Source organism: Novosphingobium sp. (assembly GCF_036803765.1).
GTDB lineage: Bacteria > Pseudomonadota > Alphaproteobacteria > Sphingomonadales > Sphingomonadaceae > Novosphingobium.
In genome coordinates this window covers 120,247-132,628 of sequence record NZ_DAIRTS010000006.1, presented here as the reverse complement: position 1 = coordinate 132,628, position 12,382 = coordinate 120,247, and the positions used below count along the sequence as shown (strand labels likewise).

Annotated in this window: 11 protein-coding genes and 1 riboswitch; of the genes, 7 read left to right on the top strand and 4 right to left on the bottom strand. The window is 67.2% G+C overall.

All coding sequences use genetic code 11. From position 1 onward, the window contains the following. Nucleotides 1-66 precede the first annotated feature (66 nt). Nucleotides 67-534: a hypothetical protein gene (locus V7Q48_RS05870; RefSeq protein WP_333836845.1), complete on the bottom strand. Its 468-nt coding sequence runs from the start codon at nt 532-534 to the stop codon at nt 67-69. A gap of 105 nt (nt 535-639) precedes the next feature. After that, nucleotides 640-2,505, bottom strand: coding sequence for a phosphomethylpyrimidine synthase ThiC (gene thiC, locus V7Q48_RS05865; protein ID WP_333836844.1), 1,866 nt, complete (start codon nt 2,503-2,505; stop codon nt 640-642). 45 nt (nt 2,506-2,550) lie between these two features. Continuing rightward, a riboswitch (TPP riboswitch) is annotated at nt 2,551-2,655 on the bottom strand. Nucleotides 2,656-2,764: 109 nt separating this feature from the next. Between thiC and crtY the strand changes: the two genes are divergently transcribed. The 7 genes from crtY to V7Q48_RS05830 all read left to right on the top strand — a co-directional run bounded on the left by crtY (nt 2,765) and on the right by V7Q48_RS05830 (nt 9,789). Further along, on the top strand, nt 2,765-3,961 hold the full coding sequence (crtY, locus tag V7Q48_RS05860; RefSeq protein ID WP_333836843.1) for a lycopene beta-cyclase CrtY: 1,197 nt from the start codon (nt 2,765-2,767) through the stop codon (nt 3,959-3,961). Continuing rightward, nucleotides 3,962-5,440 carry a phytoene desaturase gene (locus V7Q48_RS05855; protein ID WP_333836842.1) on the top strand — a complete coding sequence of 493 codons (1,479 nt, stop codon included), beginning with the start codon at nt 3,962-3,964 and terminating at the stop codon, nt 5,438-5,440. After that, on the top strand, nt 5,437-6,018 hold the full coding sequence (locus V7Q48_RS05850; protein WP_333836841.1) for a TIGR00730 family Rossman fold protein: 582 nt from the start codon (nt 5,437-5,439) through the stop codon (nt 6,016-6,018). The genes V7Q48_RS05855 and V7Q48_RS05850 overlap by 4 nt, the downstream gene beginning before the upstream one ends. An 8-nt stretch (nt 6,019-6,026) precedes the next feature. After that, on the top strand, nt 6,027-7,007 hold the full coding sequence (locus tag V7Q48_RS05845) for a phytoene/squalene synthase family protein (protein ID WP_333836840.1): 981 nt from the start codon (nt 6,027-6,029) through the stop codon (nt 7,005-7,007). A 23-nt stretch (nt 7,008-7,030) separates the two neighbouring features. Further along, complete coding sequence (locus V7Q48_RS05840; protein ID WP_333836839.1) at nt 7,031-7,834, top strand: cytochrome b/b6 domain-containing protein; 804 nt, start codon at nt 7,031-7,033, stop codon at nt 7,832-7,834. Continuing rightward, the gene (locus tag V7Q48_RS05835; protein ID WP_333836838.1) at nt 7,831-8,577 is read left to right on the top strand and encodes a molybdopterin-binding protein; all 747 of its coding nucleotides are present in this window, start codon (nt 7,831-7,833) and stop codon (nt 8,575-8,577) included. The genes V7Q48_RS05840 and V7Q48_RS05835 overlap by 4 nt, the downstream gene beginning before the upstream one ends. 69 nt (nt 8,578-8,646) lie before the next feature. Further along, nucleotides 8,647-9,789, top strand: coding sequence for an aspartyl protease family protein (locus V7Q48_RS05830; protein ID WP_333836837.1), 1,143 nt, complete (start codon nt 8,647-8,649; stop codon nt 9,787-9,789). 16 nt (nt 9,790-9,805) lie between these two features. Here the strand turns inward: V7Q48_RS05830 and V7Q48_RS05825 are convergent, their stop codons facing one another. After that, nucleotides 9,806-10,828 (bottom strand): NAD-dependent epimerase/dehydratase family protein, encoded by a 1,023-nt coding sequence (locus V7Q48_RS05825; protein ID WP_333836836.1) that lies wholly within the window; start codon nt 10,826-10,828, stop codon nt 9,806-9,808. Between the two features lie 83 nt (nt 10,829-10,911). Next, nucleotides 10,912-12,270, bottom strand: a complete 1,359-nt coding sequence (gene gorA, locus V7Q48_RS05820) for a glutathione-disulfide reductase (RefSeq protein ID WP_333836835.1) — start codon at nt 12,268-12,270, stop codon at nt 10,912-10,914. Nucleotides 12,271-12,382 lie beyond the last annotated feature (112 nt).

The window sequence follows — 12,382 nt, the reverse complement described above, 5'->3', positions numbered from 1 at the left end:
GGACGCCCAGTAAAAAGGCCCTCCCGCCGGTGGCGAGAGGGCCTTTTTCGTACGTGTCGCCAGGGATCAGCGGCAGCGCACGTTGTTGCTGTCGATCGCCGCACCAGCCGCGCCGCCACCGATCGCGCCGATGATCACGCCGAGCGGCTGCGAGCTGCCACGGGTAACCGCCGCGCCCAGCGCGCCACCGGCGAGGCCGCCAACGATCAGGCCGGTCGTGCCATCCGAACGGCGGCAATAGTACCGGTCATCACGGCCGCGGTAGATGCGGTCGTCGCTGCTCAGGCGGCGCTCGCGGTAGCGCGAGTCATTGCGATAGTAGCGGTCGGCATAATAGCCGTTGTCGCGCGGGTCCGGACGGTTCCAGTCATAGTTGCCGTAGCGGTTCGCGTAACCGCGGTCATAGTAACCCCAGTCACCACCGCCGACATAGCCGCTCGAGTAGCCGGGACGACCACCGTAGGCGTAGTCATCGGTGCACGCAGCCGTCAGGCCGCAAGCGGCCAGAGCCGCAATCAGCATCGCCTTCTTCATGGCATCATCTCCAACGCAAGGGAGAAAGGCGCAAGGGTCACGGGGGGATATGACCCTTGCGCCTTTCCTTCGGGGTGGAAATGATCGGAAACCGATCCGGTTCCTTTACTCTGCTGCGGGCAGGTAGAGCTCGCTTCCGGCCTCGCGATACTTCTCGCTCATCTGCTGCATTCCGGCCTCGGCATCGTCGGCGGCCAGGAACGTATCGGCCTCCTGGTTCTGCCGCGAGGCGAACTCGCGCACTTCCTGCGTGATCTTCATCGAGCAGAACTTGGGGCCGCACATCGAGCAGAAATGCGCGGTCTTGGCGCCTTCGGCAGGCAGCGTCTGGTCGTGATACTGCTCCGCCGTATCGGGATCGAGGCTAAGGTTGAACTGGTCGCGCCAGCGGAACTCGAACCGCGCCCGGCTCAGCGCATCGTCGCGCAGCTTGGCGGCCGGATGACCCTTGGCCAGGTCTGCCGCGTGCGCTGCCAGCTTGTACGTCACCACGCCGACCTTGACGTCGTCGCGATCGGGCAGGCCGAGGTGCTCCTTGGGCGTCACGTAGCAGAGCATGGCAGTACCGAACCAGCCGATCATCGCCGCGCCGATGCCACTGGTGATGTGGTCGTAGCCCGGAGCGATGTCGGTCACCAGCGGCCCGAGGGTGTAGAACGGTGCCTCACCGCATGCGGCGAGCTGCTTGTCCATGTTCTCCTTGACCTTGTGCATCGGCACGTGGCCCGGGCCCTCGATCATCACCTGCACGTCCTGCGCCCAGGCGCGCTTGGTCAGTTCACCCAGCGTGTAGAGCTCGGCGAACTGGGCCTCGTCGTTGGCGTCGGCCACCGACCCCGGGCGCAAGCCATCGCCCAGCGAGTAGGCGATGTCGTAGGCCTTCATGATCTCCGTGATCTCGTCGAAGTGCTCGTAGAGGAAGCTCTCCTTGTGGTGCGCCAGGCACCACTTGGCCATGATCGAACCACCGCGGCTGACGATGCCGGTCACGCGCTTGGCGGTCATCGGAATGAAGGGCAGGCGCACGCCCGCATGGATGGTGAAATAGTCGACGCCCTGCTCCGCCTGCTCGACCAGCGTGTCGCGGAAAATGTCCCAGGTCAGGTCCTCGGCAATGCCGCCGACCTTTTCGAGCGCCTGGTAGATCGGCACGGTGCCGATCGGGACCGGGCTGTTGCGCAGGATCCACTCGCGCGTGTCGTGGATGTTGCGGCCCGTCGACAGGTCCATCACGGTGTCGGCGCCCCAGCGGATCGACCAGACCATCTTGTCGACTTCGGCAGCGACGTCGGACGCGACGGCCGAGTTGCCGATGTTGGCATTGATCTTGACCAGGAAGTTGCGCCCGATCGCCATCGGCTCGCTTTCCGGGTGATTGATGTTGCTGGGGATGATCGCCCTGCCCCGCGCCACTTCGTCACGCACGAACTCGGCGGTGACGTAGTCGGGAATGCTCGCGCCCCAGTCCTGCCCGTCGCGAATGAGGGCTTCCTTCAGCTGCTTGCGCCCAAGGTTCTCGCGCACCGCGACATATTCCATCTCGGGCGTGATGATGCCCTGGCGGGCATAGTGCATCTGGGTAACATTGCCGCCGGCCCTGGCACGCAGCGGCGACTTGTTGACATTGGGGAATGCCGGGACGCCGCCCGACCGGTCCGGTCCCTTCAGGCCATTGTCTTCGGGCTGGACTTCGCGACCGGCATAGGTCTCGACGTCGCCGCGCCCGACGATCCAGTCGTGGCGCAAGCGCGGCAGGCCGGCGCGGATGTCGATCGCGACGGCAGGGTCGGAATAGGGCCCGGAGGTGTCATAGACTCGAAGCGGCGGCTCGCCCGAGCCCGGCTCCAGCGCGATCTCGCGCATGGCGACGGTCAGCCCCGGAAAGCGCGGGGATTCGACGTGGATCTTGCGGCTGCCGCGGATCGGCCCGGTGGTGACACCGATCTCCAGCGGGGAATTGACATCGGCCATGCACAGTGTCCTCTCGTGCAGGCGACGAGAAGGTTTGCGGACGCATGACTGTGACCGGCCCTTCCCTCCGCCCGTGTTAACGGGTTCAGGTTCGACGGGTCGGGCTGCGTTACCAGCCCCTCTCAGCCACTGGCTCCCCGGGGGGCGCCCGTTCTATGCCGCATCGTCCACTCGCGCAAGGGCGTGCACCCCCACCGCCTGCACGCCAAACACTTTGGGGCGGTTGCATGGGCCGGCGCCCTCGCCTAACGCAGTCGGGATGACGACACGCCATGCCGATATCGCGATCCTGGGTGGAGGCCTGGCGGGCGGACTGATTGCACTGGCTCTGCACAAGGCCCGGCCCGACACCGACGTCCTGCTGGTTGAGCAGGAAGAGAGCTTTGGCGGCAATCACGTCTGGTCGTTCTTCGGCTCCGACGTCGGCAGTGCCGGGCGCGATCTGCTCGCGCCGCTGGTCGAGGCGGCGTGGCAAGGCTACTCGGTGCGTTTTCCGCGCTATCAGCGCGACCTCGACACCAGCTATTACTCCATGACCTCGGCGCGCCTCGATGCGCTGTTGCGTGAGCGCCTGCCGGCTTCCGCTCTTCTCAGCGGGCAGCGCGTCCTGGCGGCCGGCAAGACTGCAGTGACCCTGGCCGACGGCACGCGGATCGAGGCCGGGGCGGTCGTCGACGCGCGCGGGTTGCGGCACCACGGGCATCTCGCCGGCGGCTGGCAGAAGTTCGTCGGCCAGCGCTGGCGTGTCGCCCGCCCGCACGGGCTCGAGCGGCCGATCGTGATGGACGCGAGTGTCGAGCAGATCGACGGGTTCCGTTTCGTCTATTCGCTGCCCTTCGGGCCCGACCAGATCTTCATCGAGGACACGTACTATTCCGATGGCCCCGCGATCGACCACGCGGCATTGTCCACGCGCATCGCGGCCTATGCCGCCGCGCAGGGGTGGGAACTCGACACGCTGCTGCACGAGGAACAAGGCGTGCTGCCCGTCGTCGCCGCTGGCGATTGGGACGCATTCTGGCGGGCCTCGGGCGCTCCCGGCCCTCGAGCCGGCGCACGCGCCGGGCTGTTCCACCCCGTCACCAGCTATTCGGTCCCCGATGCGGTGCGCTATGCCCTCGCCCTGTCGCGCCAGCCCGATCTCGGCCACGAGGCGCTGACCGCGTTCAGCGAGCAGTGGGCGCGCCGGCACTGGCAGCGCGGCGGATTTGCACGCACCCTGTCGGCCATGCTGTTCGGCGCGGCAGAGCCCGCCGGACGCTATCGCCCGCTCGAGCATTTCTACACTTTGAATACCCGCGTCATCGAACGCTTCTATGCCGGTCGCAGCACGGCGCTCGACCGGGTGCGCGTGTTCGCCGGCAAGCCTCCCGTGCCGATCACCCGTGCACTCGGCGTGCTGGCAGGGATCGGCCCCAAGCCCAAGCCTCTCACTCTGGCAGGAATGCGCAAGTAAATGAAAAGAGCATGCGTCATCGGCGCCGGGTTCGGCGGCCTCGCCCTCGCCATCCGTCTTCAGGCGGGCGGCATCCAGACCACCCTGATCGAGGCCCGCGACAAGCCGGGCGGCCGCGCCTACCACTGGCAGCGCGATGGCTTCACCTTCGACGCCGGACCGACCGTCATCACCGATCCTGCCTGCCTGCAGGAACTGTGGGGCCTGACCGGGCATGACATCGCGCAGGACGTCGAACTGATGCCCGTGATGCCGTTCTATCGGCTCAACTGGGCCGACGGCACCAACTTCGACTACTCCAACGATGAAAATTCGCTCCGGGCCGAGATCGCCAAGCTCTCGCCGCGCGATGTGGCAGGCTACGAGGAGTTCCTGCAGTACTCGGCCGGTGTCTTCGAGGAAGGCTACGTCAAGCTGGGCGCGGTGCCGTTCCTCGACTTCGCGGCGATGATCAAGGCCGCACCCGCGCTCGCCAAGTACCAGGCATGGCGCTCGGTCTATTCGATGGTCTCGAAATACATCGAGAGTGAGAAGCTGCGCGAGGCGTTCAGCTTCCACACGCTGCTCGTCGGCGGCAACCCGATGAGCACCAGCGCGATCTATGCCCTGATCCACAAGCTGGAGAAGGACGGCGGCGTGTGGTGGGCCAAGGGCGGCACCAACCGCCTGATCGCCGGCATGGTGACGCAGTTCGAGCGGATCGGCGGCACCGTGCGGATCGGCGACCCGGTGACGCGGATCGAGACGCTGGGCAATCGCGTGACCGGGGTCCACACCGCCAGCGGCTGGCACGGCAACTTCGACGCCGTTGCCTCGAACGGCGACATCATGCACACCTATCGCGACCTGCTGGGCGACAGCGCCACCGGCAAGAAGCGCTCGAAGGCGTTGAAGCGCAAAAAGTTCTCGCCGAGCCTCTTCGTCGTGCACTTCGGCATCGAGGGTACCTGGCCGGGCATTCCGCACCACATGATCCTGTTCGGCCCGCGCTACAAGGGCCTGCTCGACGACATCTACCAGCATGGCGTCCTGCCCGAGGACTTCTCGATCTACCTGCACCACCCGACCGTCACCGACCCGTCGGTCGCGCCCGAGGGGATGAGCACGTTCTACGCGCTGGTGCCGGTGGCCAACATGGGCAAGCTGCCCGTCGATTGGGAGGAAGTCGGCCCGATCCTGGAGAAGCGCATCCTCGACGAGGTCGGGCGACGCCTGATCCCCGACATTCACGACCGCATCGTCACCAAGTTCCACTATGCCCCGACCGATTTCGCCAACGATCTCGCCGCGCACCAGGGTGCCGCGTTCAGCCTCGAGCCGCTGCTGACGCAAAGTGCCTGGTTCCGCGCGCACAACCGTGACGACGACATCCCCAACATGTATCTGGTCGGCGCGGGCACGCACCCCGGCGCCGGGATCCCCGGCGTCGTGGGAAGCGCCAAGGCCACGGCCCGCTTGATGCTGGAGGATCTGGTTTGAAACGTATCGCGGTCTATTGCGGATCGGCCTCGCCTGCCGACACCCGTTACGTGGCACTCGCAGCCGAGGTCGGCCGCCAACTGGCCGAGCGCGGCATCGGCGTGGTCTATGGTGGCGGGCGGCTGGGGCTGATGGGCGCGGTTGCCGACGCGGCGATGGCGGCTGGTGGCGAGGTCATCGGCGTCATTCCCGAGGCGCTGGTCGGCGCCGAGGTCGCACATACGGGCCTCACCCGGCTCGAAGTCGTCCCCGGAATGCACGCGCGCAAGCAGGCCTTCGTCGACCTGTCGGACGGTTTCCTCACGCTGCCGGGCGGCGTCGGGACCATGGACGAGTTGTGGGAAGCGATCAGCTGGGCGCAGCTGGGCTATCATGCCAAGCCGGTGGGCGTGCTCAACGCCTTCGGATTTTATGACCACCTGCTCGCGTTCAATCGCCACATGATCGAGACCGGCTTCATCCGCCAGGCCCACGCGGGCATCATGGTGGCCGAGCATGACCTCGACCTGCTTCTGGCGCGGATGGCGGCACACGAGCCGCATCGTCCTATCTTCTCGATGAACGCCTCGGACCTCTGACGGCCCTCATGTCTGCTGCCCCACTCGATCGGCCCGCGCTGGTTGCCGCCGCGCGTGCCACGATCCGCAAGGGGTCGAAAAGCTTTGCCGCCGCCTCCGCGCTGTTCGACCGGACCACGCGCGAGCGGGTCTGGCTGCTCTATGCCTGGTGCCGCGCCTGTGACGACATCGTCGATGCGCAGGACATGGGCGGCGCGCTGGGCGACCAGTCGGGCGCGGCAGAGCGGCTGGCGCTGGTCCGCCAGCGCACCGCACAGGCCATGGCCGGCCAGCCGGCTGGCGACCCGGCCTTCGACGCTCTGGGTCTCGTCGCACGCGAGACCGGCTTGACCATGGCGATGGCCGAGGCGGTCATCGGTGGCTTCGCGCTCGATGCGGCGGACTGGCAGCCGCGCAGCGAGGCCGACCTCATGCGCTATTGCTGGCACGTCGCGGGTGCGGTGGGCGTGATGATGGCGGTGGTCATGGGCGTGGCACCCGACGACGAGGACACGCTCGACCGGGCCGCCGATCTCGGTCTGGCGTTCCAACTGGCCAACATCGCCCGCGACCTATCCGAGGACGATGCCGCCGGGCGCTGCTACATCCCGGCCGAGTGGCTGGCCGAGGTCGACATTCCGCCCGGCGAGCAGATGAAGCCGATCCACCGCGCCGCCATGGCCAAGCTGGCCCGGCGCATGTGCAGCCTGGCGCAGGCGCACGAATGCTCGGCGCGGATCGGTGCAGGGCGCCTCTCGCCGCGCCAGCGCTGGGCGATCCTCGCGGCCGCCGGCATCTATGGCGACATCGCCCGCAAGGTTGCCGAGCGGGGCGAGCAGGCCTGGCACAGCCGCACCGTGGTCTCGGGCAAGGAAAAGCTGGCGTGGATCGCCCGCGCGGGATGGCGTGCGATGCGGCCGGTGCCGGCCTCGTGCCACCAGGGTGCCGCCCATCGCCGCCACACGCGCCGCGATCTCATCGCCTTGGCCGAGGCTCGGCCTTTCGGGTGACGATTGCCGCGAATCGTGGCATCATGAACGCCATGGCTTCGTCCCCACTGATCCTTCGCATCCGCTGGCCCGTCCGCCTCTGGCACTGGATCAACGCGCTCAGCGTGTTCATCATGCTGATGAGCGGGATGATGATTTTCAATGCCCACCCCCGGCTCTACTGGGGCAAATTCGGCGCCAATTTCGACAAAGCCTGGCTTGAAATCGGCAATCACGGCGCACGCGGCTACGTTGCGCTCGCCGGCCATGAAGTGCCGACGACCGGCCTTCTGGGCTGCGCGCAATCGACCGCCCTCGCCTTCCCGCCGATCCTGACCATCCCCAGCAGCTATGGCCTCTCGGCGGCGCGTGGATGGCATTTCTTCTTCGCGTGGATCCTCGTTGCCAGCCTCGTGGCGTTCCTTGTCTATGCGCTGATTTCCGGTCATCTGCGCCGCGACCTTGCGCTGACCCGCGAGGAACGCCGGCCCTCGCACTTGGCGCAGGACCTGTGGGACCATGCGCGCCTGCGCTTCCCTCGGGGTGAGGCGGCGCGGCGCTACAATCCGCTGCAAAAGATCGCCTACTTGTCCGTCCTCGGCATTCTTCTGCCGCTGCTGATCCTGACCGGCCTTACCATGTCGCCGACGATGAACGCCGTTCTGCCCTGGCTGCTCGACCTGCTCGGTGGGCGCCAGTCAGCCCGCTCGCTGCATTTCATCGCCGCCCTGGGCATCGCCGGGTTCATCGCCGTGCACTTGCTGATGGTCGTCCTCGCCGGCCCGATCAACGAGCTTCGGGCGATGATCACCGGCTGGTATCGCCTGCCGCCGGAGCGCCGGCCATGAGCGGTCTCACCCGTCGCCACGCGCTCATCGGCGCTTCCAGCCTCCTTCTGGCAGGATGCGATCGCATCGTTGCCTCGCCCACGGTCAAGGGCGTGATCGGGCTGGGGGAAAACGCCAGCCGCTCCGCCCAGCGCCTCGTCGCCGGCAACGCGTTGGCGCCAGAATTTTCCGCCGCCGATATCTCCCCGGTGTTCCGCGTCAACGGCAATACGCGCCCGACGGCGGCGGCCTATCTCGACCTGATGGCCGAAGGGTTCGCGCGATGGCGGCTCGCGGTCGATGGCCTGGTCGCGCGCCCGCTGTCGCTGAGCCTCGCGCAACTGCGTGCCATGCCGCAGCGCACGCAGATCACCCGCCACGACTGCGTCGAGGGCTGGAGCGCCATTGCCGAGTGGACGGGCGCGCCGCTCGCCCTGCTGCTGCGCGCCGCGCAAGTCTCGTCACGGGCGCGCTATGCCGTGTTCCATTGTGCGGACGATTTCGACGGCACGCCCTATTACGAATCGATCGATCTCTCCGAGGCGATGCATCCCCAGACGATCCTGGCGCACACCATGAACCGCCAGCCCTTGTCGGTCGGCCATGGCGCCCCCTTACGCCTGCGGGTCGAGCGGCAACTGGGCTACAAGCAGGCCAAATACATCATGCGCGTCGAACTGGTCGACGACCTCGCCCGGTTCTACGGCGGCAAGGGCGGATATTGGGAAGATCATTCCGGCTACCAATGGTGGGCCGGCATCTAGCCGTAACATTTTCCTTGTATATCATATGGCTGCAGCGGGACCGCTCCGACTCGCACAAAGGCCATGGCTATGCCGCTTCCTCGTCGACAGTTCCTCGGGTCCTCGCTCGTCGCTCTCCTTGCGCCCAGCCTCCCCGCCCTCGCCGCCGATGCCTCGGGCGTGGTCCACATACCCATCTCGCTCAACCAGCGCCGCGTTCTGGTCCAGTGCCGGATCGGCGGCCAAGGGCCGTTCGGCTTCGTGTTCGACACCGGCGGCACCCTCGGGCTGATCGACATCGCGCTCGCCCGCCGGCTGCACATGGCCGACCACGGCTATGCGAACCTCAGCCTCTCAGTCGGCGCGCGCCGCTATCCGCTTTATGAGGCAAAGGACTTCGTGTTCGGCGACGAGGTCTGCCAGCCCAGCGCCCTGTTCGCCGGCGTCGAAAACTTCGGCTTTGGCGAAGGCGCGGTCGGCTCGCTGGCGGCCGGCGTGCTCAGCTCGGTCGATGGCGAACTCGACCTCGCGCTCGGGGAATGGCGCATCTATCGCGCCGGCGCCCCCGATCGCAGCGGGTGGACGCGATACGAGGGTGGCATCGTCCATCGCGGCACACTTCAGGGTTCGGCCTTCTTGCTCGCCGACGCGCAGATCGGCGACAGACCGCTTCGCTTCCTGCTAGACACCGGCATGCCCACGACGCTGCGGCTCTACCGGCGCACGGCCGAGGCGCTGGGGCTGTGGGATGCGCCGCGCTGGGCCCCTGCCGCACCCGATGGCAAGGCACGCCAGGTTCGCGTGCCCTCGATGACCCTGGCAGGCAAGGTGCTGGCCGGCGCCGTCGCAACGGTGGTTGATCGCACCCCGTGGGGCAAGGAAGAGGACGCCGGGATCATCGGCCTTCCCATCCTGCGGCAGTTCGACCTCGGCACGGACGCCAAGGAGGGGGCGACTTACCTGCGGCCCAATGGCCTGCCCGGCGCCATCGGCCGCTACAACATGTCCGGCCTGTGGATCGACCGCGACGGGGATGCGCTCAGCGTCGGCGCGGTCGGGCCGGGGAGTCCCGCCGCTGCCGCCGGGATCAAGCCTGGTGACCGCCTGCCAGGTGCCGATTTCGCCAAGCTGCTGCGCCAGATGAACGGGCCGGTCGGATCGCAGATGACGCTGGCGGTCGAGAGTAGTGGCACCGCCCGCACCGTAACCTTGCAGCTGTCCGACTACCTCTGACCACGACGGCCCGCGGTCAAGGCCGGACGAGGCCTTGAGCGATCAGGCTGCGGGCGCAATCGACGATCGTGTCTTCGACGGGACGCGCCGACCACCCCAGTCGCGCAAACGCGTGGCCGGCGTCGCAATCCCGCACGTTGCCCAGCTCTCCGACGATCTGGCGCACCGTCGGGCTGATCATCGCCGCGGCGTGAACCATCCAGTCGGGCAAATGCCGCATGGGGACGCGGCGCGCCTGCGCCCCCAGTTCCTGACGCAGGATCCGCGCCACGTCGATCAGCTTGAGGAACGGGCCGGAGGCGACGAATCGCTCGCCGTCGATACCCTCGGCCGTCAGGGCGCGAAGGTGAAGATCAACGACATCGCGCACGTCGACCACGCCGAAACCGATGTCGGGGCACCCGGGCATATGGCCTGACAACAGCAACCGCACCACCTCGATCGAGGCCGAATGCGCCGCGCTGTTGAGTGGCCCGAGCACGACGGCGGGATTGATGCTGACGAACGCCATGTCGCCGCCCTCCGCCGCCATCCAGTCGCGCGCCGCGCGCTCGGCCAGCGTCTTCGACAGGACATAGGCCGGCAGGCCGCGCGCGTCGGTATTGGTCCAGTCCGCCTCCGTAAAGCGATGGATACCGCTGCCGTGGCCATAGGCGATCGCCGCGACCGACGATGTCTGGACGAACCGGGTGACCCCGGCGGCGCGAGCGAAGCGCAGCGCCCGCAGCACGCCCTCGCGCGCCGGGACGATCAGGTCATCCGCGGCGTGCGGCGCATGGGCGGGTAGCGGCGATGCCACGTGGCAGACGTGGCTGCAGCCATCGACGGCAGCGCGCCAGCCCTTGTCGCTGGTGAGGTCCGCTTCGAAAAAGCGCAGCGAGGCGTACGTACCGCCGAGCTGACGACGCAGGTCCGCCTCGCGCCCCAGGTCGCGCAGCGTGGCGTTGACGGCCCACCCTTGGTCGAGAAGCATCCGGATGAGGTGCCCGGCGATATAGCCCGATCCCCCCGTAACCAGCACGGTCCCGCTGCTGCGCATGTCCACGAATCCGGCCCCCGCCCTTGCCCCCGGCAAGGATGGGCGAAGCGGCGGGGCATTTCAACGCAAACCGATGCAGCGTTTCAGCGCATGAGCACCAGTTCCTCGGCCATCGACGGATGGAGCGCGACCGTGGCGTCGAAGTCCGCCTTGGTCAGGCCGGCCTTCACCGCAATCGCCACCGCCTGCAGCACCTCGGGCGCCTCGGGTCCGATCAGGTGCGCGCCGAGCACGCGATCGGTCTGGGCGTCGACCACCAGCTTGTAGAGGCCGCGCTCGGGCCGGTGGGCGAAGACGTTCTTCATCGGCCGGAAGTCCGAGGTGTAGACCTTGACGTTGCTGCCGAACTTCTCGCGCGCCTGGGCTTCGGTAAGGCCGACGCTGGCAAGCGGGGGCTGTGAAAACACGGCGCTGGGGATGCAGTCGTAATGGACGCTCGCGGTCTTTCCGCCGAACACGCGGTCGGCGAAGGCCTGGCCCTCACGAATGGCGACGGGGGTCAGTTGCACGCGGTTGGTCACGTCGCCCACGGCATAGATGCTCGGGCAGGAGGTGCGCGCTTCGTCGTCCACCTTGATCTCGCCATGTTCGCCCAAGGCAATGTCGGCGTTCTCGAGGCCGAGCCCATCGGTCTTGGGACGACGCCCGGTGGCGACCAGCAGCGTGTCGGCATGGATGGGATCGTCCTGGCCTTTCATGAACACGTGAAGCGAGCCGTCTGCCTGCTTCTCGACGCGCTCGATCCCGCAGTTGAACTTGTACTCGATCCCGCGCGCCATCGTGATCTGCAGCAGGCGGTCGCGCAGCGCGGCATCGTAGCCGCGCAGGATCGTCTCGCTGCGATTGACCACCGTGACGTGGCTGCCCAGCGCGTTGAAGATCCCTGCGAATTCCAGCGCGATGTAGCCGGCACCGGCGATGACCACGCGCTTGGGCAACGTCTCGAGATCAAACACCTCGTTCGAGGTGATGGCATGTTCCGCCCCCTCGAACTCGGGCACGACCGGCCATGCACCGGTGGCGACGAGGATCACCTTTGCGGTAAGCTCACGCCCGCTGGCGAGCCGGATACCATGCGGGCCGGTGATCGTGGCGCGCTCCAAGAAATGCTCGACCTTGTTGTTGTCGAGCGTGTTCGTATAGGCCGTGTTGAGACGATCGACATCCTTGGCCACCGCATTGCGCAGCGTCGGCCAGTCGAAGGTCATCTTCTCCACGGTCCAGCCGTAATTGGCCGCATCCTGCAGTTCTTCGGCGAAATGCGATCCGTAGACCAGCAGCTTCTTGGGAACGCATCCGCGAATCACACAGGTCCCGCCGATGCGGTATTCTTCCGCCACGGCGACCCTGGCGCCATAGCCGGCCGCGATGCGGCTCGCGCGAACCCCGCCGGACCCGGCACCGATCACGAACAGGTCGAAGTCGTAAGCGGTATCGGTCATGTCAGGCCTTTCGAGCGATTCAAGCAAACAGGCGCCGGATATGGCAACGAAGCCGACCCGGCGCCAGTGCTGAAACGGTATGGGAAATAGCGATCGCCGTGAGCGACCGCTT